The 23,659-nt window shown below is 74.2% G+C and carries 20 protein-coding genes and 1 pseudogene; 12 read left to right on the top strand and 9 right to left on the bottom strand.

What is annotated here, in order from left to right; all coding sequences use genetic code 11:
• Positions 1-2 precede the first annotated feature (2 nt).
• Complete coding sequence (locus tag AC4BG9_RS10270) at positions 3-1,820, bottom strand: FUSC family protein (RefSeq protein WP_490570999.1); 1,818 nt, start codon at positions 1,818-1,820, stop codon at positions 3-5.
• Positions 1,821-2,074: 254 nt separating this feature from the next.
• On the opposite strand from AC4BG9_RS10270, the gene AC4BG9_RS10265 reads away from it, so the two are divergent.
• Complete coding sequence (locus tag AC4BG9_RS10265; protein WP_490570998.1) at positions 2,075-3,859, top strand: DEAD/DEAH box helicase; 1,785 nt, start codon at positions 2,075-2,077, stop codon at positions 3,857-3,859.
• A gap of 113 nt (positions 3,860-3,972) precedes the next feature.
• Here AC4BG9_RS10265 and AC4BG9_RS10260 read toward each other — a convergent pair whose 3' ends face one another.
• Entirely contained in the window at positions 3,973-4,569 is a 597-nt protein-coding gene (locus AC4BG9_RS10260; RefSeq protein ID WP_490570997.1) for a YceI family protein, read from the bottom strand.
• Positions 4,570-4,750: 181 nt separating this feature from the next.
• Between AC4BG9_RS10260 and AC4BG9_RS10255 the strand changes: the two genes are divergently transcribed.
• The 3 genes from AC4BG9_RS10255 (at position 4,751) to AC4BG9_RS10245 (ending at position 8,542) form a co-directional block, all read left to right on the top strand.
• Entirely contained in the window at positions 4,751-5,026 is a 276-nt protein-coding gene (locus AC4BG9_RS10255) for a hypothetical protein (RefSeq protein WP_490570996.1), read from the top strand.
• Between the two features lie 27 nt (positions 5,027-5,053).
• The gene (glmS, locus tag AC4BG9_RS10250) at positions 5,054-6,859 is read left to right on the top strand and encodes a glutamine--fructose-6-phosphate transaminase (isomerizing) (RefSeq protein ID WP_490570995.1); all 1,806 of its coding nucleotides are present in this window, start codon (positions 5,054-5,056) and stop codon (positions 6,857-6,859) included.
• A 213-nt stretch (positions 6,860-7,072) separates the two neighbouring features.
• Entirely contained in the window at positions 7,073-8,542 is a 1,470-nt protein-coding gene (locus AC4BG9_RS10245) for an NAD-dependent succinate-semialdehyde dehydrogenase (RefSeq protein WP_490570994.1), read from the top strand.
• 14 nt (positions 8,543-8,556) lie between these two features.
• On the opposite strand, the gene AC4BG9_RS10240 is transcribed toward AC4BG9_RS10245, so the two are convergent.
• Positions 8,557-10,128: a glycerol-3-phosphate dehydrogenase/oxidase gene (locus AC4BG9_RS10240; protein ID WP_490570993.1), complete on the bottom strand. Its 1,572-nt coding sequence runs from the start codon at positions 10,126-10,128 to the stop codon at positions 8,557-8,559.
• 16 nt (positions 10,129-10,144) lie between these two features.
• Positions 10,145-10,753: a TetR/AcrR family transcriptional regulator gene (locus tag AC4BG9_RS10235; RefSeq protein WP_490570992.1), complete on the bottom strand. Its 609-nt coding sequence runs from the start codon at positions 10,751-10,753 to the stop codon at positions 10,145-10,147.
• A gap of 47 nt (positions 10,754-10,800) precedes the next feature.
• On the opposite strand from AC4BG9_RS10235, the gene AC4BG9_RS10230 reads away from it, so the two are divergent.
• Together AC4BG9_RS10230 and AC4BG9_RS10225 are read left to right on the top strand one after the other, a co-directional pair.
• Complete coding sequence (locus tag AC4BG9_RS10230) at positions 10,801-12,396, top strand: FAD-binding oxidoreductase (RefSeq protein ID WP_490570991.1); 1,596 nt, start codon at positions 10,801-10,803, stop codon at positions 12,394-12,396.
• The gene (locus AC4BG9_RS10225) at positions 12,393-13,310 is read left to right on the top strand and encodes a diacylglycerol/lipid kinase family protein (protein WP_490570990.1); all 918 of its coding nucleotides are present in this window, start codon (positions 12,393-12,395) and stop codon (positions 13,308-13,310) included. The genes AC4BG9_RS10230 and AC4BG9_RS10225 overlap by 4 nt, the downstream gene beginning before the upstream one ends.
• 29 nt (positions 13,311-13,339) lie before the next feature.
• On the opposite strand, the gene AC4BG9_RS10220 is transcribed toward AC4BG9_RS10225, so the two are convergent.
• Entirely contained in the window at positions 13,340-14,047 is a 708-nt protein-coding gene (locus AC4BG9_RS10220; RefSeq protein ID WP_490570989.1) for a pirin family protein, read from the bottom strand.
• A gap of 17 nt (positions 14,048-14,064) precedes the next feature.
• Here AC4BG9_RS10220 and AC4BG9_RS10215 point away from each other — a divergent pair, with 17 nt between their 5' ends.
• Genes AC4BG9_RS10215 through AC4BG9_RS10195 form a run of 5 tightly spaced genes read left to right on the top strand, consistent with a single transcriptional unit; the run spans position 14,065 to position 20,913 of the window.
• Positions 14,065-15,432, top strand: a complete 1,368-nt coding sequence (locus AC4BG9_RS10215; protein WP_490570988.1) for a GH1 family beta-glucosidase — start codon at positions 14,065-14,067, stop codon at positions 15,430-15,432.
• A 37-nt stretch (positions 15,433-15,469) separates the two neighbouring features.
• A complete protein-coding gene (locus AC4BG9_RS10210; protein ID WP_490570987.1) occupies positions 15,470-16,537 on the top strand; it encodes a sulfotransferase family protein in 1,068 nt (355 codons plus the stop codon).
• Positions 16,527-17,495, top strand: coding sequence for a hypothetical protein (locus tag AC4BG9_RS10205; RefSeq protein WP_490570986.1), 969 nt, complete (start codon positions 16,527-16,529; stop codon positions 17,493-17,495). The genes AC4BG9_RS10210 and AC4BG9_RS10205 overlap by 11 nt, the downstream gene beginning before the upstream one ends.
• Positions 17,492-19,306: a glycosyltransferase family 2 protein gene (locus AC4BG9_RS10200; RefSeq protein WP_490570985.1), complete on the top strand. Its 1,815-nt coding sequence runs from the start codon at positions 17,492-17,494 to the stop codon at positions 19,304-19,306. The genes AC4BG9_RS10205 and AC4BG9_RS10200 overlap by 4 nt, the downstream gene beginning before the upstream one ends.
• Positions 19,306-20,913, top strand: coding sequence for a glycosyltransferase family 2 protein (locus tag AC4BG9_RS10195; RefSeq protein WP_490570984.1), 1,608 nt, complete (start codon positions 19,306-19,308; stop codon positions 20,911-20,913). The genes AC4BG9_RS10200 and AC4BG9_RS10195 overlap by 1 nt, the downstream gene beginning before the upstream one ends.
• On the opposite strand, the gene AC4BG9_RS10190 is transcribed toward AC4BG9_RS10195, so the two are convergent.
• Both AC4BG9_RS10190 and AC4BG9_RS10185 read right to left on the bottom strand, forming a co-directional pair.
• The gene (locus AC4BG9_RS10190) at positions 20,914-21,702 is read right to left on the bottom strand and encodes an endonuclease/exonuclease/phosphatase family protein (RefSeq protein WP_490570983.1); all 789 of its coding nucleotides are present in this window, start codon (positions 21,700-21,702) and stop codon (positions 20,914-20,916) included.
• A 25-nt stretch (positions 21,703-21,727) separates the two neighbouring features.
• Positions 21,728-21,883, bottom strand: coding sequence for a hypothetical protein (locus AC4BG9_RS10185; protein WP_490570982.1), 156 nt, complete (start codon positions 21,881-21,883; stop codon positions 21,728-21,730).
• A 39-nt stretch (positions 21,884-21,922) separates the two neighbouring features.
• On the opposite strand from AC4BG9_RS10185, the pseudogene AC4BG9_RS10180 reads away from it, so the two are divergent.
• A pseudogene (locus AC4BG9_RS10180) lies at positions 21,923-22,120 on the top strand (calcium-binding protein); the annotation flags it as partial.
• A gap of 14 nt (positions 22,121-22,134) precedes the next feature.
• Here the strand turns inward: AC4BG9_RS10180 and AC4BG9_RS10175 are convergent.
• Both AC4BG9_RS10175 and AC4BG9_RS10170 read right to left on the bottom strand, forming a co-directional pair.
• Positions 22,135-22,992 carry an SCO6745 family protein gene (locus AC4BG9_RS10175; protein WP_490570981.1) on the bottom strand — a complete coding sequence of 286 codons (858 nt, stop codon included), beginning with the start codon at positions 22,990-22,992 and terminating at the stop codon, positions 22,135-22,137.
• A gap of 53 nt (positions 22,993-23,045) precedes the next feature.
• Positions 23,046-23,636 (bottom strand): dihydrofolate reductase family protein, encoded by a 591-nt coding sequence (locus tag AC4BG9_RS10170; protein WP_490570980.1) that lies wholly within the window; start codon positions 23,634-23,636, stop codon positions 23,046-23,048.
• Positions 23,637-23,659 lie beyond the last annotated feature (23 nt).

Below are 23,659 nucleotides of genomic sequence, written 5' to 3'. Positions count from 1 at the left end.
GGTCAGGCCGCGGGCAGCGTCCGCAGCAGGTCGCGCCGCGCGTCCCCGGCCTGCATGGCGAGGTCCCAGAGAGTGGAGGAGGCCGAGCCGGGCAGCCCATCGGCCGCGGGTGGGTCGCCGGACTCCAGCGCCCGGACGACCTGGCCCAGCGCCACCGGGTCGGGTCGCCGCGCGTCGACCAGCGTCGTCAGGTCCTGCAGCCCGGTCCGCAGCCGGTCGAGCTCGTCGAGCTGGCGGGCGTCGAGGTCGTCGTGGTCGGGGACCAGCTCGTCCTGCTTCTGCGCGGCGTCCAGGTGGAGCGCCACCGTCTCCGAGAGCGGCCTCCGCTCTCCGGTGGCGGCCCGGAGTGCGGCGGTCGTCGCCTCGGTGGCCTCCTCGATGCGCCGGCGCAGGGGCGGCGGGCGGAACGCCGGGATCACGACGAAGCCCCCGACGAGCCCCACCGCCACCGCGCAGGCGGTCAGCGCGACGTACTGCACCAGCAGGGTGACCGGGTCGAGGTCGCGGGTCACGGCGTTGAGCCCGACGCTGACCATCACCATGAACGCCGCCCCCAGCGCCGGGCGGGTGACGATGAACCAGAGCCCCAGGCACAGGGCCACGGCCGCGACCTCGACCAGGTGCCGTGACGGCACCAGCAGCAGGATCAGCGCGACCGCGAGCGAGCCGGCCGAGACGCCGACGACCTTGGCGCGGGCCTTCACGAAGGTGTCGCGCCAGCTGGCCTGGAGGATCGAGAAGGTGGTGAGCAGCACGGTGGCCACCAGCGGGTCGCCGGAGCCCAGCGGTGCGGTGACCAGCAGCATCACCAGCAGCCCGAACGCCGTGCGCAGCGCGTGGCGGACCTGGACCGACCGCAGCCGGGCCGACGGGTGCAGCACCGCGTCCTTGAAGCGGCGCCGCCCGTCCCGGTCGAGCTCCACGGCGCTGGTGTCGTGCTCGGTGATCGCGTGCTCGACGGCCTCCAGCGCGGCCGCGGCCTGCTGCGCCGCCGTCGCGGCGTCGGGGACGCGGCTCGGGGAGGCCGCGCTCGCGGTGCCGGCAGACCCGTCGCGGACGGGCTTGGCCCGCAACCGGTCGGCGAGCTCGTCGGCGCGCCGGCGCAGCCCGGCGACCTCGTCCGCCTGATCGCCGGCCGCGCCGGAGAGCTCCAGGGAGCGCAGGGCGAGGCGGTAGCGCGACGCCGCATCCAGGGCGTCGGCCAGCCAGCGCTGCCTGCCGTCGCTGAGCCAGGTGCCGAAGGCGGTGGTGGTGGCCGCGCCGGGGTCGTCGGCGACGAGCACCTCGGCCACCTGCTCGCGGGTCGGCTTCGACGGGTCCGAGACGCCCAGCAGCAGGCGCAGCGCCAGCGCCACCGCGACGCCCGCGAGGGTGGCCGCGACCAGCTGCTGGAGGTCCGCGGACCCCCTGATCGCGTAGGCGTAGCCGTAGACCGTGGTCATGCCGAGCCCCAGGCCGGCGTTGGCGAAGCGGGGCCCCAGCAGCGGGAGCAGCGCCGCCACGAAGCCGAGCAGCACCACCAGGGCGATCCCCGCGGGGCGCCAGGCCTCGGCCACCGTCCGGGGGACGACGGCGCCGAAGACCAGCAGCGGACCCAGCACGGCGGCGACGCGCAGGTCGGCCCGCAGCGGCCCGCCCATGAAGGCCACCAGCGCGAAGAGGCCGGTCAGGCCGCCCACCACAGCCGCCGGCCCGGCCCCCCACGCGTCGGAGAGCAGGACGGCCGGGACGACCACGAGGAGCATCAGCACGATCAGCACCGGGCTGCCGCCGGGGCGCTTCGTGGCGGCGTCGCTCCCCGCGGCGTCACCATTTCCCATGGCAGGTCTCCCGAGGCAGGACGGCGTCCGGTCAGGCCGACGGTAGGCCGGGAGACATGGCCCGGCCAGAGGCCTTCGTCATGGGCAGGGTCATGGGCGCACCACCCGGCCCAGGTCAGCCAGCTCCTGGGCCGCCATCCGGGTACGGGCCACCGCGCCCGAGGTGCTGTCGCGTGCCTTTCCGCCGCGTGGTGACCGAGGTCGCGCGGACCCGAAATCCTCACTCAGGCACGCGTGCGACTACCGTGTCAACCATGAGTGACGAAGTGCCGGCAGATCAGGCGAGCCCGGAAGTACCCACGTTCGAGGAGCTGGGGCTCGACCCGTCGGTCCTGAAGACCCTCCGCGAGGTCGGCTACGAGCGCCCCTCGCCGATCCAGGCCGCGACCATCCCGCCGCTGCTGGCGGGCCGCGACGTCGTCGGCCTGGCCCAGACCGGGACCGGCAAGACGGCGGCCTTCGCGCTGCCGATCCTCTCCAACCTCGACCCCGCGCAGAAGACGCCGCAGGCCCTGGTGCTCGCGCCGACCCGTGAGCTCGCGCTCCAGGTCTCCGAGGCGTTCGAGCGCTACGCCGCCCACCAGAAGAACGTCCGGGTGCTCCCGGTCTACGGCGGCCAGGGCTACGGCGTGCAGCTCTCCGCGCTGCGCCGCGGCGTCCACGTGGTCGTGGGCACCCCCGGCCGGATCATGGACCACCTCGAGAAGGGCACCCTCGACCTCTCCGAGCTGCGCTTCCTGGTGCTCGACGAGGCCGACGAGATGCTCAAGATGGGCTTCGCCGAGGACGTCGAGACGATCCTCGCCGACACCCCGGCGACCAAGCAGGTCGCGCTCTTCTCCGCGACGATGCCGGCGCAGATCCGCCGCATCTCCAAGAAGCACCTCAACGACCCCGTCGAGGTCACGGTCAAGAACAAGACGACCACCTCGGCCAACATCACCCAGCGCTACCTGATGGTCAGCTACCCGCAGAAGGTCGACGCGCTGACCCGCATCCTCGAGGTCGAGAACTTCGAGGGGATGATCGTCTTCGTCCGGACCAAGCAGGTCACCGAGGCGCTCGCCGAGAAGCTGCGCGCCCGCGGCTTCTCCGCCCAGGCGATCAACGGCGACGTCTCCCAGCCGGTGCGCGAGCGCACCATCAACCAGCTGCGCGACGCCAAGCTCGACATCCTGGTCGCCACCGACGTGGCGGCCCGCGGTCTCGACGTCGAGCGGATCAGCCACGTCGTCAACTTCGACATCCCCACCGACACCGAGTCCTACGTGCACCGGATCGGCCGCACCGGCCGCGCCGGCCGCAAGGGCGACTCGATCGCCTTCGTCACCCCGCGCGAGCGCCACCTGCTGCGGGCGATCGAGAAGGCCACCCGCCAGCCGCTGACCCAGATGCAGCTGCCGAGCGTCGAGGACGTCAACTCCACCCGGCTCTCCCGGTTCGACGACCAGATCACGCAGGCGCTGGCCGACACCGAGCGGATCGACTTCTTCCGCGACGTGGTCAACCACTACGTCAACGAGTACGACGTGCCCGAGGTCGACGTCGCCGCCGCCCTCGCCGCGGTGATGTACGGCGCCCAGCCGCTGCTGCTCGACCCCAAGGCCGAGGTGCTGCACGCCCCCAAGGAGCACGACGACCGGGGCGGTCGCAGCGACCGTGGCGCGCGTCCGAGCCGCGAGGGCAAGGGCCCCCGCCGGGCGGGCTCGGACGCCGACCTGGCGACGTACCGGATCTCGGTGGGCAAGCGGCACAAGGTCGAGCCGCGGCAGATCGTCGGCGCCCTGGCCAACGAGGGCGGCCTGGGCCGCAACGACTTCGGCAAGATCGACATCCGGCCCGACTTCTCGCTGGTCGACCTCCCCGCCACCCTGCCCCCGGGCACCTGGGAGGCGCTCAAGGAGACCCGGATCTCCGGCAAGCTGATCGAGCTGGCCAAGGACAACGGTCCCCGGCGCTCGTCGGCCCCCCGCGAGGGAGGCTACGAGAAGCGCGACGGCGGGTTCGACAAGCGGAAGAAGCCGCGGCACAAGGACTGACACAAGAAACTGGTGGGAAGGTGTCGCCGGAGGGGTCCTCCGGCGCACCAACCCACCAGTTTCTTCTTTGGTGCGCCTCGGTGGCGCCTCGGTGGCGCCTGGTGGCGCGGGGCTCAGGCGGTCTTGATCGCCGAGATGTCGAACTCGAGCTTGATCTTCTCCGAGACGAGCACGCCGCCGGTCTCCAGCGCGGCGTTCCAGGTCAGGTCCCACTCCTTGCGGTTGAGGGTGGTGCCGCCCTCGAAGCCGATCCGGGTGTTGCCGAAGGGGTCCTGCGCGGAGCCGGTCTCCTCGAACTCGATGGTGACCGGCTTGGTGACGCCCTTGATGGTGAGGTCGCCGGTGACGGACCAGTCGGCGCCGTCGCGCGCGACCCGGGTGGAGACGAAGGTGATCTCGGGGTTGGCCTCGGCGTCGAAGAAGTCGGCCGAGCGCAGGTGGCCGTCGCGGTCCTCGGAGCCGGTGTCGATGCTGGCGGTCTTGATGGTGACCTTGACCGACGAGGCGGCCGGGTCGGCGGTGTCGACGTGGGCGGTGCCCTCGAACTCCTTGAAGGCGCCGCGGACCGTGGTGACCATGGCGTGGCGGGCGGAGAACCCGAGGCGCGAGTGGCTCGCGTCGATCGTGTAGTCGCCGGTCACGTCGTCGAGGACGGTGGTGGGGGCGTCGAAGGACTCGGACTTGTCGGCCTTGCGGCTGAAGATGCTCATGCGGGACTCCCTGGGATCGGTGGCCAGGCGGCGAGCCTGGAGTTGATTAAGTCTTCAACTATTAGAAGCGAATGCGCCCGCGCAACATTCCGTCGCGTGATGTGACCTGGATCACGAGAGATTCCTGCCCGATTTCGGGCAGGAAGTTGCCCTGGACGAGTGGGCGAGGGAATCTGGTCAGGTGCGGACGCCGGGGAACCACGACGAGGCTCTGGTCCGTCACCTACGGGCGACCACCGGACTCCCCGAGTCGCAGGTACGTCGGGTGGTCGGCGACGTGCTCGCCTTCTTCGACGAGCCCGTCGAAGACCTCGTGCGTCGCCGTCATGCCCAGCTCAAGACGTACGGCGCCAAGAACGCCGAGATCTTCCCCCTCATCGCCGCCGAGCTGGCCACCCGCGTGGTGGCCGCACCTCGGCTCACCGAGCGCCAGCTGCGCCGGATCGTCTACGGCTGAACGCCGTCCAACCCCAGGAGAACCACCATGTGCGGAATCGTCGGCTACGTGGGACCGCAGGACGCCACGCCGCTGCTCGTCGAGGGCCTGGCCCGGCTCGAGCACCGCGGCTACGACTCGGCCGGACTGGCCGTGATCAGCGACCGCGGCACGCTGCGCGTCGAGAAGCGGGCGGGGCGGGTCCGCGACCTGGCCGCCACGCTGCCCAAGCGGTTCACCGGGCACACCGGCATCGGTCACACCCGCTGGGCCACCCACGGCCCGCCCAACGACGTCAACGCCCACCCGCACACCGACGGCAAGGGGCTGGTCGCGGTGGTCCACAACGGGATCCTCGACAACGCCCACGACCTGCGCGCTCGGCTGGCCGACGAGGGGGTCGAGCTGGCCAGCGACACCGACACCGAGGTCATCGCCCACCTCGTCGCCCGCTCCACCGCGAAGACCCTGGAGGACAAGGTCGGCGAGGCGCTCGCCCAGGTCTCCGGCACCTGGGGCCTGGCCGTCCTGCACGTCGACCACCCCGGCGAGATCGTGGTGGCGCGCAACGGCAGCCCGCTGATCCTCGGCGTCGGCCACGGCGAGATGTACGTCGCCTCCGACCTGGCCGCCCTGATCCGCCACACCACCTCGGTGGTGATGCTCGACGACGGCGAGATGGCCTCGGTGACCGCCACCGGCTTCACCACCACCACCGGCAAGGTGGCCTCCCACATCGACATCGACCCGGAGTCCTACGAGGCCGGTGAGCACGACTCGTTCATGCAGAAGGAGATGCTGGAGCAGCCGCAGACCGCCGCCCGGATGCTGCAGGGGCGCCTCGACACGCGCTTCGGCACCGCCCACCTCGGCGGGCTCAACATGGACGCCCGGGAGACCCGGGCCGTGCGCCGGGTCAAGATCCTCGGCTGCGGCTCCGCCTACTACGTGGGCCAGATGGGGGCCGGGCTGATCGAGGAGCTGGCCCGGATCCCCGCCGACGCCGAGCCGGCCAGCGAGTTCCGCTACCGCAACCCGATCATCGAGCCCGACACCCTCTACATCGCCGTGAGCCAGTCGGGGGAGACGATCGACACCCTGCTCGCCGTGCAGGAGATCCGGCGCAAGGGCGGCCGGGTGATCGGCCTGGTCAACGTGGTCGGCAGCGCGATCGCCCGGGAGTGCGACGGCGGCATCTACCTGCACGCCGGCCCCGAGGTCGCGGTCGCCAGCACCAAGGCGCTGACCAACATGTTCCTCGGCTTCGCCCTGCTCGCCCTCCAGCTCGGCCGGGTCCGCGACCTCTCAGTCGCCGACGGCCGCAGGTTGGTCCAGGCCCTGGAGCGGCTGCCCGAGCAGATCGGGGAGGTGCTCGCGCTGGAGCCGTGGATCGCCGAGGTGGCCGCCGAGCTGGCCACCGCCGAGTCGCTCTTCTTCATCGGGCGGGTGCGCGGGTTCCCGGTGGCCCGGGAGGGGGCGCAGAAGTTCAAGGAGATCAGCTACCGGCACGCGGAGGCCTACCAGACCTCGGAGCTCAAGCACGGCCCGTTGGCGCTGATCAGTCCGACCCTGCCGACGGTGGCGATCGTCCCCCACGACGAGCTGACCGAGCGCAACGTGGCCGCCCTCCACGAGGTGGCGGCCCGCGGCGGCCCGCTGGTGGTCGTCACCCACGCGGAGGTCGACCTGGGCGACCTGGAGGTCACCCGCATCGACGTCCCGCGCACCGAGCCCGAGCTCGACCCGCTGCTGCTCACCGTCCCGCTCCAGCTGCTGGCCTACCACGCGGCCACGACGCTGGGCCACGACATCGACAAGCCCCGCAACCTGGCCAAGTCGGTCACCGTCGAGTGAGGCCTGCCGACGACCCGGGCACCAGCCTTGTGCGCTGCGCCCGACGACCTCGGGCGCGGCGCCGCCTAGGCTGCCCGGAGAGCCGCGCAAGGATGGGAAGACCCCGTGCTGCATGGGGTCAGCACGGGGTCTGGGAGGACCCTACCCGCGGGCTCCCCGCCCGTTGTGGTGGTACGCAAGGTTTTACCGACGTGTCCGGACCAGGAGATCAAGATGTCGCACCAGCAGCCCGAGCGCACCGACGACCTGAAGGGCGTGGAGACCCGTCTGCTCATCGACGGGACGTGGCGCGAGGCCGACGACGGCGCCACCTTCGAGGTGCTGGACCCGGCCGACGGGTCGGTGCTGGCGCGGGTCGCGGACGCGGGGACGGGTGAGGCCCTCGAGGCCCTCGACGCGGCCGCCGGCGCGCAGGCCGCCTGGGCGGCCACCCCCTCGCGCGAGCGCGGCGAGCTGCTGCGCGCGGCCTTCGAGCTGGTCGCCGCGCGCGCCGACGACTTCGCCCGGGTGATGAGCCTGGAGATGGGCAAGCCGCTGACCGAGGCGCGCGGCGAGGTCGCCTACGGCAACGAGTTCCTGCGCTGGTTCTCCGAGGAGGCCGTCCGGGTCCACGGCCGCTGGATGGACAACCCGGCTGGCGGCAGCCGGATGCTGACCATGAAGAAGCCGGTCGGCCCCTGCCTGATGATCACCCCCTGGAACTTCCCGCTGGCGATGGGCACCCGCAAGATCGGCGCCGCCCTCGCCGCCGGCTGCACCTGCGTGGTCAAGCCGGCCAGCCAGACCCCGCTGACCATGCTGATGCTGGCCCAGGTGCTCACCGAGGTCGGCGTCCCGCCGGGCGTGGTCAACATCGTCACCACGACCTCCTCCCGCGAGGTGGGCGCGGCGCTGATGGGCGACGAGCGCCTCCGCAAGGTCAGCTTCACCGGCTCCACCCCAGTGGGCCGCGGCCTGGTCGGGCAGTCGGCCGAACACCTCCAGCGGGTCTCGATGGAGCTGGGCGGCAACGCCCCCTTCCTCGTCTTCGAGGACGCCGACCTCGACGCGGCGGTCGACGGCGCGATGGTGGCCAAGATGCGCAACATGGGGGAGGCCTGCACCGCCGCGAACCGCTTCCTGGTCCACGACTCCGTCGCCGACGAGTTCGCCGAGCGGCTGGCGGCCCGGATGGGTGCGCTGACCGTGGGCCGGGGTCAGGACGAAGGCGTCGACGTCGGGCCGCTGATCGACCAGGACGCCGTGGAGTCGGTCGCGCAGCTGGTCACCGACGCGGTCCACGACGGCGCCAAGGTGCTCACCGGCGGCAGCCCGCTGGCCGGGCCCGGCTGGTTCTACCCCCCGACGGTGCTGGTCGACGTCCCGGCGGAGGCCGAGATCAACCGGCAGGAGATCTTCGGCCCGGTCGCCCCCGTCAGCCGGTTCACCACCGAGGAGGAGGCGCTGACGGCGGCGAACTCCAGCGAGTACGGGCTGGTCGCCTACGTCTGGACCCGCGACCTGGACCGCTCGCTGCGGGTCAGCGAGGCGCTGGCCTTCGGGATGGTCGGGCTCAACACCGGGATCGTCTCCAACGCCGCGGCCCCCTTCGGGGGCGTGAAGTCCAGCGGGTTCGGCCGCGAGGGCGGCTTCGAGGGGATCGAGGAGTACCTCGACACCACCTACGTGGCCATCCCGCGCTGACCGCGCTCCCCGACCTACCGGTCCCCGGCCGCGGCCACCAGCGCCAGGGCGCGCTCGGCCAGCGGCACCGCGGCGGCCCGGTCGGCGGGCACCAGCCCCACCCGGGTACGCCGGTCGAGCAGGTCGTCGACGTCGAGCGCACCCTCGTGGGTGACCCCGAAGACCAGCTCGGCCAGGGTCGTCGGCACCGCGGCGGAGACCGGGGCGAGCAGCTCCTCCTCGTCCAGGCCGGTGACCTCGCGCGCGGTGGCCAGCACCAGCGCGGCGTCGGTGCCGAAGCGGCGTACCAGCCGGGCCGGTGCCTCCAGGCGGGCCAGCGCGGCCCGCGGCGCCGCCCCGGTGAGAGGGAGCGTCCGGGTGCGGCACGGAGCCGCCTCCAGCCCGCCGGCGCGGACGGCGGCGTCCACGGCGTCCTCGGCCATCCGCCGGTAGGTGGTGAGCTTGCCGCCGACCACCGTCACCACCCGGCCGCAAGGCCCGGCGCCGGTCAGCACCGCGTGCCGCCGGGAGAGGTCGGCGGTGACCCGGCCCCCCGCCTGGTCGACCTCGAGCAGCGGGCGCAGCCCGGCGAAGGAGCCGACCACGTCCTCGCGCCGCAGCGGCCGGGCGAAGGCGGCCGAGACCACGTCGAGCAGGAAGCCGATCTCGGCCTCGGTCGGCTCAGGCACGTCGGGCACCGGGCCCTCGACCGGCTCGTCGGTGAGCCCGACGTAGAAGGTGCCGTCGGGCTGGGGCAGCACCAGCACGAAGCGGTTGAGGCTGCCGGGCACCGGCACGGTGACCGCGGCGCCGAGGCCGGGCAGCGTCTCGCCGCGGAGCACCAGGTGGCTGCCGCGGCTGGGGCGGAGCCGGACCTCGGGGGCCAGGGTGTCGGCCCACACGCCGGTGGCGTTGACCACGGCGGCGGCGTGCACCGTCCGGCGACGGCCGGTGAGCGTGTCGAGCAGCCGGGCCGCGACCGGCCCCTGACCGCCGGCGAGCTCGAGGACCCGCGCCCGGCTGCGCACCACGGCGCCCTGCTGCGCGGCGGTCCGGGCGAGGGTGAGGACCAGGCGGGCGTCGTCCTCGAGCCGGCCGTCCCAGGAGAGCAGCCCGCCGCGGAGGCCGTCGGCGCGCAGGCCGGGCGCCATCGCCGCGGTCTCGGTCGCCGTCAGCCGCCGCGGCGGGGGCAGCGTCTCGCGGCCGGTGCGGGCGCCCCGGCGCAGCAGGTCGCCCCCGGCCAGGCCGAGGCGGGTCAGCCGCTCCTGGAGCCGGGGGGTGGCCGTGGTCAGGGGGATCAGCATCGGCTGCGGGTGGGTCAGGTGCGGCGCGGTGGTCTCCATCAGGATGCCGCGCTCGACCGCGCTCTCGTGGGCGACGCCGAGCTGCCCCCGGGCCAGGTAGCGCAGCCCGCCGTGGACCAGCTTGGAGGACCAGCGGGAGGTGCCGAAGGCGACGTCGTGGGCGTCGACGGCGAGCACCTCCAGCCCGCGGGAGGCGGCGTCCAGGGCGCAGCCGGCGCCGGTGACCCCGAGGCCGACCACCAGCACGTCGACCCGCTCGGGCAGGCCTTCGGTGCCGTGGCCGAGCCGGCCGCCGGGGGTCATCGCGCCGGCATCCGGATCACGGTGCCAGGAACCGGGTGACCATGGTGTGGAGCTCGGCCAGGATCCCCGCCTCGGCGGTGCCGTCGTCGTCGACCATGGTGTGCAGGCTCAGCACGAACCCGTGGCCCATCAGCAGCAGCGCGCGGGCCATCGCCTCGGGGTCGCCCGCGCGGACCTCCCCGGTGGCCTGGTGCCTGGCGATCCGGGCGCTCAGCGACTCCAGGATCGCCTGCTGGCTGCGACCCCGGCGGTCGAGCAGGTAGGGCAGCAGCAGGTCGGGGTCGAGCTCGACGATCCGGGCGAAGAACTCGTTGTCGCGCAGCTGCTGCACGACGGCGATGACGCCGTCGGCGATGGTGCCGGTGGCCACCCCAGCGGCCACCACGGCTCCCCACTCGCGGGTCATCAGGTCGGCCATCAGCGCCCGCATGTCGGGCCACGCCCGATAGATCGTCATCCGGCTCACCCCGGCACGGCGGGCGACCTCGGTGAGCGTGGTACGCCGCCACCCGACGTCGAGGATGCAGGCGCGGGCGGCGTCGAGGTAGGGGTCCAGCCGCGGGTCGAGCCCGGCGGCGCGGGCCAGCGAGGCCTCCAGCCGACCATTGTGACGGAGTGACGTCATGTGTCACATTGTGTCACATGACCACCCCGCCCGTAGGGCTCAATGAGATGCATCCCACACGGTGGGGCGATCCCGATCGTGCCGCAGCCCTGCCGGAATCCGCCCGCGGGCTCGTCGAGCTGGCCTTCGGTCACCAGGACCGGGCCAGCGCCGACCCCGACGCCTCCGGGGCGATCCTGCCACCGATCCGCCTGGACCCCGCGCGCCTGCACGAACTGCGGACACTCGTCGGGCCCGGGCACGTCCTGGTCGACGACGAGACCCGCCGGCTCCGCACTCGCGGCAAGTCGACCCCCGACCTGCTCAAGGCCCGGCTCGGCCGCTTCGAGGAGGCCCCGGACGCCGTCGTCCGCCCCGCCGACGCCGACCAGGTGGCCGCGGTCCTGGCCTGGGCCGGCGAGCACCGGGTCGCCGTGGTGCCCTTCGGCGGCGGCACCTGCGTGACCGGGGGTCTGGTCGCCGACCTCGGGGCCGGCCGGGGCGCCCCGCTGACCGCCGCCGTCTCGCTCGACCTGGTCCGGATGAAGCGCCTGCTCGCCGTCGACCCGGTCTCGCGGACCGCCACCCTGGAGCCCGGGCTGCGCGGCCCCGAGGCCGAGGCGCTGCTGGCCGAGCACGGGCTGACGCTGGGCCACTTCCCGCAGAGCTTCGAGCACGGCTCGATCGGCGGGTTCGCCGCCACCCGCTCCTCGGGGCAGTCGTCGGCGGGCTACGGCCGCTTCGACTCCCTGGTCACCGGGCTGACCGCGGTCACCCCCGTGGGTCCGCTCGACCTCGGGGTGGCTCCGGCCAGCGCCGCGGGACCCGACCTGCGCCAGCTGCTGCTGGGCTCCGAGGGCACGCTGGGCGTGATCACCTCGGTCACCGTCCGGGTCCGCCCGGTGCCCGAGGTCAAGGAGTACGAGGGGTGGCGGTGGCCCTCGTTCGCGGCCGGCACCGAGGCGGTGCGCCGGGTGGTGCAGGCCGGGCTGCTCCCCACGGTGCTGCGCCTCTCCGACGAGACCGAGACCGCGATCAACCTCGCCGACCCCGCCGCCGTCGGGGGCGGGGACGGGGCGGGCTGCCTGATGATCGTCGGCCAGGAGGGCAGCACCGAGGCCGTCGCCGCCCGGCGTACCGCTCTCACCGCGCTGCTCTCCGGCCTGGCCGACGAGCTCGGCGGGGCGCCCGCCGGGTCCGAGCCGGGCGAGCGGTGGGCCGGTGGTCGCTTCGACGCGCCCTACCTGCGCGACTCGCTGCTCGACGCCGGCGTGCTCGTCGAGACGCTGGAGACCGCCACCTACTGGTCGCGGATCGGCGCGGTCCACGAGGCCGTCCGCAGCGCCCTGACCGGGGCGCTGGGAGAGGGCGCCCTGGTGCTCTGCCACGTCTCGCACGTCTACGAGACCGGCGCCTCGCTCTACTTCACCGTCGCCGTCCGGCAGGGCCCCGACCCGCTGTCCCAGTGGCAGGCGGCCAAGGAGCGGGCCACCGACGCGATGGTGGCGGCCGGCGCGACCATCACCCACCACCACGCCGTCGGCACCGACCACCGACCCTGGCTGGGCGACGAGGTCGGCGCGGTGGGGGTGCGGGCGCTGCGGGCCGTCAAGGACTGCCTCGATCCGGCGGGCATCCTCAACCCCGGGATACTGATCCCGTGAACGACGACGCGCCGCGGGGCTTCAGCCTGCTGGTCAACCCCGCTGCCGGCGGCGGTGCCGCGCCCGCCGCGGTGCTGCCGGTCGCCGGGCTGCTCCGGGAGGCCGGGGCCCGGGTGGAGATCACCTACTCGCCCGGACCGGCCGCGACGGGCGACCTGGTCGTGGCCGCCGTGGCCCGCGGCGACGTGGTGGTGGCCGTCGGCGGCGACGGGATGCTCTCGTGCGTGGTCGGCCCGGTCGCCGACTCCGGCGGCACCCTGGGGATCGTCCCGGTCGGGCGGGGCAACGACTTCGCCCGGATGGTCGGGCTCCCCTCCGACCCGGCCGGGGTCGCCGACGTCCTGCTGCACGCCCCGGCGGCCCGGGTCGACCTGCTCGAGGTCTCCGGCCCCCAGGGGAGACGGGTCGTCGCCGGCTCGGTCTATGCCGGGGTCGACGCCCAGGCGGCCGCCCACGTGGCCGCGATGCGGCGCGTCCCGCGGCGCGCGCAGTACCCCCTGGCCGCCGTCCGGGCGCTGGCCGCCTACACCCCGGTCCACCACCGGATCCGGGTCGACGGGGAGCAGCACGAGTTCCGGGCCGCCACGGTGGTGGTGGCCAACTCCCGCTACTACGGCAACGGGATGATGATCTCGCCCGACTCCGTGGTCGACGACGGCCTGCTCGACGTGGTGGTGATCGAGGCCGCCTCGCGCTGGCAGCTGATCCGGTCGCTGCCGCGGGTCTACGACGGCGGCCACGTGCGGCTGCCCGAGGTCACCCGGCTGCGCGGGGTCCGGGTGGAGCTCTCCGCGCACTGTCCGGGCGGGGTGCTGCTCGGCGGCGACGGCGAGCCGCTCGGCACGCTGGCCCCCGACCACGCCGAGCTGCTGCGGATCGAGCTCAAGCCCCAGGCGCTGGCCCTGATCCACTGAACCCTGGCCCCGGCGGCCCCGGGTCGGCCTCAGTCCGGCAACGTCCAGAGCAGGATCTCGGCGTCGGTGACCGCCTCCACCGCCAGGTCGCGCTCGTCGCCGGCCTCCCACAGCCGGACCGCGTCGCCGGGCTCCAGCAGGGTCGGCTCGCCGGCCGGCAGCAGCAGCCGCGCCGTGCCCGTGGCCACGAAGAGGTGGTGGCGGGGGCTGGTGGGGAGCCCGTGGTCGGTGCCGGCGGCCAGCTTGCCGATCCACAGGGTGGCGCCGCGGGTGCCGATCGGCAGCTGCCCACCCTCGCCGGCCACCGCGACCAGGCCCGGGCCGGCCAGGCCGGCGGCGGTGAACCGGGCGGGCGGCTCCCCGGGCTCGTCGGGCCGCAGCCACGACTGCACGAACCGGGTCGGCTGTGCGCCGGTGGCGGCCATCTCCGCGTGGGTGATGCCGGAGCCGGCCGACTGCACCTGCACGGTCCCGGCCGGCAGGGTGGAGGTGGTGCCCAGCGAGTCGGTGTGGACCAGCGCGCCGTGCAGCACCCAGGTGACCAGCTCGACGTCGAAGTGGCGGTGGTCGGGGTAGCCGGCCCCCCAGGCGAGGTGGTGGTCGTTGTGGGCGATCAGCGGGCCGAAGGCGACGTTGTCGGGGTCGTAGAACTCCCCGAACGAGAACGAGTGGTGGGTGACGCGGTCCGGCTGCCGTGAGGCGAACCTTTCCGAACCGGCGTACACGCTGATCTGCATCCAGATATCGTCTCTGGGTGACCAGTCCCAACCAAAACCGGGGGTCGGGGGACTTCCCCCTGCTGCCCGCCGGGTTCCACTTCGGGACAGCCACCGCCGCCTACCAGCACGAGGGCGCCGTCGCCGAGGACGGCCGCGGGCCGAGCGTCTGGGACACCTGGACCCACGAGGCGGGCCACGTGGCCGACGGCAGCACCGGCGACCGGGCGGCCGACCACTACCACCGGGTCGCCGAGGACGCCGCGCTGCTCGGCGAGCTGGGAGCCCCGGGCTACCGCTTCTCCGTCTCCTGGTCCCGGGTGCTGCCCACCGGCTCCGGCCCGGTCAACGCCGCCGGCCTGGACTTCTACGACCGGCTCGTCGACAGCCTGCTGGAGCAGGGCCTCTCGCCGATGGCGACGCTCTACCACTACGACCTGCCCCAGGGGCTCGAGGACGACGGCGGCTGGCTCAACCGGGCCACCGCCGGCCGGTTCGCCGACTACGCGGCCGTGGTGGCCGGGCGGCTCGCCGACCGGGTCACCCACTGGGTGCCGATCAACGACCCCAACGTGGTCACCATGCTCGGCTACGCCGAGACCCGGCACGCCCCCGGCAAGGGGCTCCTCTTCGACTCGCTGCCCACCGCCCACCACCAGCTGCTGGCCCACGGCCGGGCCGCCTCCGCGCTGCGGGCCGCGGGCGCCCGGAGCGTGGGGTGCGCCAACAACCACGCACCCATCTGGCCGGCCAGCGAGGACGTGGCCGACACCGGGATGAGCAAGATCTTCGACCAGATGTGGAACGGGCTCTTCCTGGAGCCGATGCTGCTCGGCCGCTACCCGGTCGACCTGGCCCCGATGATGGACGACGTCGTCGAGCCCGGCGACATGGCCACCATCCGCCAGCCCCTCGACTTCTACGGCGTCAACTACTACTACCCGCTGCGCATCGCGGCGGCTCCCGAGGAGCAGGAGAACCCGTTCGAGTTCGTCGACGTGGTCGGCTACCCGCAGACCGACGCCGGCTCCCCGGTGGTGCCCGACGCGCTGCGCGAGTGGCTGATCATCTTCCGGGCCCGCTACCGGGCCGCGCTGCCGCCGATCTTCATCACCGAGGCGGGCTGCGCCTACGACACGGGCCCGGACGCCGACGGCGTGGTCGACGACCAGGCGCGGATCGACTTCTACGACTCGCACCTGCGTGCCGTCTCCGAGGCGGTCAACCGCGGCGTCGACGTCCGCGCGTTCTACGCCTGGTCGCTGCTGGACTGCTTCGAGTGGGCCAAGGGGCTGGAGCGCCGCTTCGGGCTGGTGCACGTCGACTTCGAGACCCAGCGGCGCACGCCGAAGCGCTCCTTCCGCTGGTACGCCGACATGATCGCCTCGCAGCCCGCCGACCGGTGACGCGGAGCCTGGCGGCCAGGCCACTACGCTGACCCGCATGAGTGCCGAGCCGAGTGCGCCCAGCAGCCCCCGTCGTGTCGTCTACGTCGTCGGGTCGGGGCGCAGCGGCACCAGCACGATGGCCGGCACGCTGCGCACCCTGGGCCTGCACGTGCCGCAGCCCGAGGTGGCCGCCGACACCACCAACCCCAAGGGGTTCGGGGAGCCCCAGTGGCTCGTCGACCTCCACGACGAGCTGCTGCGCCGCTCGGGGGTGCAGGTCTCCGACGCCCGGCCCCGTGCCTGGCTCGACGCCGGTCAGGTGAGCGCCGACCACGCCGTCCGCGAGCGGGTCACCGGGTGGCTGGCCGAGCAGCTGGACACCGCGTCCGGGGGCGCCGACGAGCTGGTGCTCAAGGACCCCCGCGCCGCCTGGTTCCTGGGCCTGTGGCGCGCCGCGGCCGAGCGCAACGGGGCCACCACCTCCTACGTGACCATGCTGCGGCCGGTCACCGAGGTGGTCGGCAGCAAGCAGAAGTACTACGACGCCAAGCAGGGCGGCACCACCCGCACCGCCGCGTGGGTCAACATGATGCTCGGCACCGAGCGGGCCACCCGGGGGGAGCAGCGCGCCTTCGTCCGGTACGCCGACATGCTGGCCGACTGGACCGTGCCGGTCTTCGCCCTCGGCGAGGCCTTCGACCTCCACGCGGTGAAGACCGCGATGGCCACCGACATCGCCGCCGTCCACTCCTTCATCGACCCCTCGCTGCGCCGCGTCACCCTCACCTGGGACGACGTCCAGGTGCCGGCGCGACTGCGCGAGCTCGCCGACGAGACCTGGCGGGTGCTCGACTCGATGGCCGAGCCCGGCGGTGACACCCCCGAGGCGCACCGGACCTGCGACCAGCTGCGCACCGCCTACGGCGAGCAGTACGAGGAGGCGGAGGCGTTCGCGGCCTCCAGCGTGCTGGCCGCCCGCCGCGAGGGGGTGCGCCAGGGACGCGAGGAGGGCCGAGCCGAGCAGCCGGGCGGCGGGCTCGACCGGGTGCCGCACCGGGTGCGCGCGATGGTGCCGGCCTCCGCCCGGCGCACGATCCGGAAGGCGATGGGGCGTGCCCGCTGACATCGCCTGCCTGGAGGGCCTCCCCGACTTCGACGTGCACTGGCCCTGGCACGACGAGCAGGGGCGCCCGCGCCCCCTCGAGCCCGGCCTGACCTGCGTCTTCCGGCTCCGCAACGAGGCCCGCAACCTGCCGTGGGTGCTGCCGCCGATCATGGCGGCGGTCCAGCACGTGCTGGTCGTCGACAACGGCTCCGACGACGGCACCGCCGACGTGGCCCGCCGGGTGGCGGCCGAGCATGGCGCCGCCGACCGGCTCACCGTGCTCGACTACCCCCACCGGGTCGCCCGGGCGGGCGGCGAGCACCTGGCCACCCCCGCCACCTCGGTGCACTCCCTGACCCACTTCTACAACTGGTCCTTCAGCCAGGTCCGTACCACCTACTCGATGAAGTGGGACGGCGACATGGTGCTCACCCCGGAGGGCTCGCGGATCCTGGCCGACCTCTCCTGGCAGCTCCAGGCGACCGAGGCGATCGTGGCGATGCCGCGCCACCCGCTGACCGTGGTCGACGACTCCACCGGCTGGCTCGACCTGAGCCTGCGCTTCCTCGAGCCGTGGGTCTATCCGATGGGCCCGGAGTTCACCTTCGTCAAGGCCTTCGACTGGGAGCTGCGCGAGTTCCCGCCCGGCATCGAGCGGGTGGTGCTGCCCCAGGGCCTGGTCGTGGAGGTCAAGTGGCTCGACGCCGACGAGTACGCCCACTGGCGCACCGAGGGGGTCGACTTCACCTCCACCCGTCTCTACCGCAAGCTCCGCGAGTTCGAGGTCGACCGGGCGATCCGGGAGGGCCGCGCCGAGGAGCTGGGCGGGCTGACGAAGGTGACCGCCCCGCCCGGCGTGCACGTCATCGACCACGTGACCCAGACTTGGCTCCGCCAGGCCCCCAGGCCCCTGGTCAAGCACAGCCTGCCCGCCGCCCTGCGGGAGCGGGCCCCGCGTGAGAGGACCACCCGGTGACCCACCCCCTCGACTCCTTCTTCGCCAACTCCCCGGCCCCCGTGCTGGTGGTCGCCGGCGACGACCCGGTGGTGGCCGCGCTCCCCGTCGGGTTCGAGGGCTCGCTGCTCGCGCTGTCGCAGGTCGAGCCCGGGCAGCCGGTCAAGCGGGGCTGGAAGACCGTGCTGCTGGTCGCCTCCGACCGCGCCGCGCTGCGCCGGGCCGCCTCGATGGTGCCGCGGCTGGGCCAGTGCCGCACCGTCGGCGTCTGGCTCACCGAGGGGTGCGCGCCGCTGGTGCTGCACCCGCGTGGCGAGTGGCCGCTGATGACCAGCCTGCACGCGCGGCCGCTGCACGGTGAGAAGGGCGAGCAGGACCACGCCGGCTTCCTCACGGTGGCTCGCTTCGCCGAGCCGGTCGGTGCCCACCTGGTGATCGCCGAGCTGGCCCGCCAGTCCGTGCCGGCAGCGGACCCCACCCACCACGGCCTCGTGCTGGCCTACTCCGGCCGCGGGCCGGCGCCCGGCCTCGACCCGCGCGCCCTGCACCTGGGCGACCCCGAGCAGGCCGGCGACCCGGAGCGCGACGTGCCGCCCGACGTGGTGCTGACCGACGCGGCGGCAGCCGGATCGGTGGAGTCGGGCGCGCCGGTACCGGCCAGCCACCACGTGATCGACCGTGCCCCGACGGTGGTCCGCTCCCCGGGGCTCGACCCGGTCGACGAGCTGGTCTTCAACCCGATCGGCTGGCGCAAGCAGTGGGAGAAGCCGGTCGTGGACCTCTTCGACCTCGCACCCGGCCCGGCCGGCGTCACCGAGGCCGTGGTCGCCGCAGCCCGTGCGCACCAGGGCGTCCGGGTCGACCTGTCCCGCGACGACGCCGCCCAGGTGCTGCGGCTGGCGATGGCCGGCGTCCCGCTGCTGGCGACCGGCCAGCAGCCGCACGAGGCCCCCCGGCTGGACCCGGTGCTGCGGGCCACCCTGGACGGCGCCGGCGACCTCGAGGACCCGCTGGCCCGCGAGGAGCACGCGCTGCGGGTGCGGCGCGCCGCCTTCGACGCCCACTCCACGCTGGTGTGGCGCGCGGGGCTGGCCGCCGTGGCCGGTCTGGGCAGCCGCTCCGCCCTCCCGCCGGTCAGCATCCTGCTCGCCACCCGCCGGCCGCACCAGCTGGAGTTCGTGCTCGGCCAGGTCGCCCGTCAGCGCGGCGCGGACGTCGAGCTGGTGCTCGCCGCCCACGGCTTCTCGCCCGACCGCGACCGGGTCCGCGAGCTGCTCGGCGACGTGCCGGCCACGGTGCTGGAGATCCCCGAGGAGGCCTACTTCGGTGACGTCCTCAACGCCGCCAAGGACGCCGCCTCGGCCGGGCTGCTGCTCAAGATCGACGACGACGACTGGTACTCCCCGAACGCCGTCCACGACCTGCTGATGGCGCGGCGCTTCTCCGGAGCCGACGTGGTCGGGATGCCGAGCGAGTTCGTCTACCTCGCCGAGCGCGACCTCACGGTGCGGCGCAACCACCCCTCCGAGGTCTTCAACCGGTTCGTCGCCGGCGGCACGACCCTGCTGAGCCGCGAGCTGCTCGACTCGCTCGGCGGCTTCCGCCGGGTCCGCCGGTTCGTCGACACCCAGCTGCTCAGCGGCGTGGAGGCGGCCGGGGGCCGGATCTACCGCACCCACGGGCTCGGCTACGTGCTGCGCCGGGTCGGCGACGGCCACACCTGGACCCGGGACGACGACGAGTTCCGGCGACCCGAGATCATCGACACCGAGTGGTCGGGCTTCCGGCCCAGCAGCGAGATCGAGTCAGGAGCCGACGGGGGAGTCGACTGATGCCACGACAGCCGCTGGTGCGGCACAACGACTACAGCTCCCTGGAGCCGCCGCGGCTGGGGGAGTGGGAGCCGCGCCTGTCGGTCTCCGTGGTCGTACCGGCGTTCAACTACCACCGGACGCTGCCCTACGTGCTGGCCGGGCTGGCCGGGCAGAGCTATCCGGGTCACCTGCTCGAGGTGGTGGTGGTCGACGACCAGTCCACCCCGCCGCTGGAGCTGCCGGAGGTGCGGCCGGAGCACACCCGCATCCTGCGGGTCGAGGCCGGCTGGGGCCGGGCCAACGCCTGCCACCTCGGCTTCGAGGGCAGCGACGGCGACGTGCTGCACTGGTACGACGCCGACATGCTCCCCTACCGCGAGGAGGTCGAGGCGCACATGCGGTGGCACCACCTCCTCGACTACGCGGTGCCCGGCGGCGACAAGCGCTTCGTGGACCCCGAGTGGGTCCTGGAGCTCGACCCCGCGCTGGTGCGCGACCGGGTCGCGGCCGGCGAGGCGGGCGACTTCTTCCCTGGCCAGCCGCACGAGGAGCACAAGTGGGTGGAGGGCTACTGGCGCCGCACCCGCGACCTCACCCTGGCCGGGCCGCGGGCCCAGCGGGTGCACATCGGGATGACCGGGTCGGTGACCCGCGACCTCTACCGCGCCTCCCGCGGCTTCGACCCGACGCTGCGGCTCGGCGAGGACATGGCGCTGGGTCACGAGCTGGCCCAGGTCGGGGCCGTCTTCGTGGTCGACCGGGAGGCCCGGTCGTGGCACCTGGGCCGGTCGCAGGTGCTGCGCCGCGCCGACCAGGTCAACCGCTACAACGACCCCTACCTGGCCAACCTGGTCCCGGCGATGCGCCCCAAGCGCCGGGTGCACGGGCGCAACTACGAGGTGCCCTACCTCGAGGTGGTGGTGCCGGTGGCCGAACGGCTCACCGACTGCTCGCTCGAGCAGGCCGCCGACGAGGTGATCGGCTGCGTCGACGCCCTGCTCGACGCGGAGTTCTCCGACCTGCGGGTGCTGCTGGCGGCTCCGTGGAGCCGGGTGCACGAGGAGCGCACCCAGCCGGTGGAGGACCCCACCCTCGAGCTGCGGATCGTGCACCGCTCCTACCGCGGTGAGCCGCGCGTCCGGCTGGTGGAGGAGCTGCCGCCCGGCACCCCCGACGCCACCGACGCCGAGTTCCGGCTGACCCTGCCCGACACCTCCCACGCCCCGCTGCCGCACGCGCTCCAGGCCCTGCTCGACGACCTGGAGCGCACCCACCACGGCCGGCGCGTCATCGTCTACCCCGACGGCGCCGAGGCGCGGCTGGAGCGGATCGCCGCGCTGGCGCGGGTCGAGCGGGTCGCCCAGGTCGGCGACGACCGCGACGAGCTGATGGAGCAGGCCTTCGGGACGGCCTCGTACGACGCCGCCCAGGTCGGCTTCGTGCCCACCGAGGAGCGCGAGGTGCCGCGCTTCGTGCTCAAGCCGAAGCCCGCCATGAGCCCGGAGGAGTCGCGCGCCATCCTGCTCGGCGAGGCGACCCCGCCGTCCGCGCCGCAGCCCGGCGGCGAGCCCGACGACGCCGGCGAGCCCGGCGACGCCGGGCGCAAGCCCTGGTGGCGCCGGTAGTCAGCGCCCCCCGGCGCCCAGCTCCACCAGCACGCCCAGGTGGTCGCTGCCCGCCAGCCGGTGGGTCGTCGCCCCGGTGACCGGCCGCAGCGCGGATCCCGCCGCCAGCAGCACGTGGTCGAGCGCGGCGACCGGCCGGTGTGCCGGATAGGTCGATCCCGAGGGCACCCGTGACCAGCCGGTCAACCGGGTGACCAGGCCGGCCGGCAGGTTGAGGTCGCCCATCAGCACCAGCGGCCGCGGCAGGTCCCGGGCCCAGGCGACCAGCTCGCGCAGCTGGCCCGCCGCCCGCCACGGGACGAACGAGAGGTGGGTGGTGACCACGGTGACCGGGCCGCCCGGTGCCGCCACCCGGGCCGCGAGCGCGACCCGCTGCTCGTCGCCGACGACGACGTGCTCCTCGTCGGTCCACGAGGGCTTGCGCACCGGCACCTTCACCGACGACGGCGTCATTCGGTGCTCCCACCACTCCTGCACCGGGTGCCGGCTCAGCAGCGCGACGCCGTACGACGGCTCGGCGAGGTCGGTGGCGGGAGCGGACCGCATCGTGGCGACGTTCCCCGGTGACCCGAGGACCGCCGCTGCGAAGCGGGCGTGCCACTCCGGTCCGCCTGCCGCCAGCGTGCGGGCCAGCAGTCCGGTCTGGTCGACGTCCCCGGAGCGCGGCAGCAGGTGGTCGACCTCCTGGACCGCGAGGACGTCAGGGTCCAGCGCCGCCGCGGCCGCCGCGAACGGCGCGAGGTCGGGCGGACCCTCCCCGCTGCGGCCGGCGGCGGCGTTGGCGGTCACCAGCCTGAGCGCGCCGGGGAGCACGCTAGAGCGGTGCGGGCTCGGTCTCCGGGGAGTCGGGGTCCGGGATCGTTCCCGGGTCCTCGCCGGGCATGGGGGCGCCGGGGTCTGGGATCGGCGCGGGGTCGCCGCTGGGGACGATCTCGGGGTCGGTCAGGGGCTCGCCTGGTGTCGTGGTCATGGCGTCCTGTACCCGCTGGTGTGCGCAGCATGAGGCGACGACATCCTCGCCGGCCGCGCGGGCAAGGACCTGCTCTGCGGCGGCTCCGGCGACGACGTGCTCCGGGGTGGCTACGGCCGGGACTCGATGTTCGGCCAGCGTGGGAACGACGTCCTGGTGGCCGACCGCCGGCGCGACCACCTCTCGGGTGGTCGCGGACGGGACTCCTTCCGGGCCGAGGAGCGCGCCGGCGCGTGACCTGACCCGCGCGGTCAGCGGCCCCCGGTCATCCAGTCGGGGAGGAATCCGCTGGCCAGCGTGGCGTCGCGCAGCGGCACCGCCAGCTCCAGGACCCGGCGGGTGCCGTCGAGGCCGAGGTGGCGCCAGCCCTCCAGGGCCAGCCGGTCGGTCTCGCGCTCCAGCTCGCGGCGGAAGCGCACGCCCTCCTCGGTGAGCGCTCCGTCGGCGACCAGGCCCCGGGCCGCCAACCGCGCCCGGGCGGCGTCGTACTCCTCGTCGCTCCAGCCGCGGGTGGCCCGGAGGAACTCCGTGGTGCCCGCGAAGAGGCCGTTGAGGACGCCCGCCTCCACCGGGTCGAGCTCGGCGCGGACCAGCAGGGCGAGGTGGCCGTCGCCGCGGTGCTCGCGGATGAGGGTGGCCGCGTGCCAGAGCGCGAGCCCGCGGTCCTCGGGCCAGGGGAGGGCCGCGTAGGCGGCGTAGAGCGGACGTCCCGGGGCGGTCAGGCCGTCGCAGACCGTCCGGAGCAGGCCGGCGAGCTCGGCGACGTCCCCCTCCTCGATCGGAGCCGACACCTGCGCCATCACCTCGGTGATCGACCGGCGCTGGGCGTCGAGCACCTCCTCGGGCGAGGCGATCTCCCAGGAGGAGGGCAGGGTCTTGTCGAAGAGCCAGGGGGCGAAGCCGTAGAAGGTGGCCGCCGGCACCGCCGGGCCGACCGCGCCGAAGGGTGCGGAGCGCGCCGCGAAGTAGGAGAGCCGGGGCCGTAGCCCCAGGTCGACGTAGGCCTGGGTGACGGGCGCCGCGAAGTGGGCAAGGACGTGCACCACCTCCAGGGCACCCCAGGCCTTGCGGGAGGTCTTGGTCAGCTCGAGCTCGTCGGCACCGGTCATGGCGCGACACTACTGAGCAGGCGTCTGCGACCGGTCTGCCTCGGCGCCTCGTCTCAGGCCGGAGCCGGCGTGGGTCGGTAGCGCAGGGCGACCGCCCCCGACCCGAGCTCGTGGCGGTCCACCAGCTCGAGCCGGGTGGGCGTGCGCAGGCCGGCGAGCAGCGTCGGACCGTGTCCGGCGAGGACCGGCTGCACCACGAACTCGTACTCGTCGATGAGCCCCAGGTCCGCCAGGGCGGTGGGCAGCGTCACCCCGCCCACCCACAGGCCCTCGCCCGGCTCCTGCTTGAGCCGCCGGACCGTCTCGCCCAGGTCGCCCCTCACGAGCTCGGCGTTCCAGTCGGCCTCGCTCAGCGTGCTCGACACGACGTACTTCCTGGCGGTGTCCATGGCCTCGGCGAACGGGACCTCCCACTCGCTCATCCAGTCCGGCCAGGTGCCCGTGGCCGGCCGGCGCCACGCCGACTCCATCATCTCGTAGGTCACCCGGCCGAGCAGCAGGGCGTCGGCGCGCGCCATCGCGTCGGTCCAGTAGCGCATCGACTCCTCGTCGGGGGGCAGGCCCGCCTCGTGGTGGCAGGAGCCGTCGAGCGTGACGTTGATCGAGTAGCGGAGCGGTCGCATCGCGTTGATCTCCCTGGTCATCCACCGCCGCCCGGGTGGCGCCC

Source organism: Nocardioides sp. Z40_12, from assembly GCF_058215795.1.
Note: the sequence above shows the minus strand (reverse complement) of the source record. Positions and strands in the feature narration are given on the sequence as shown.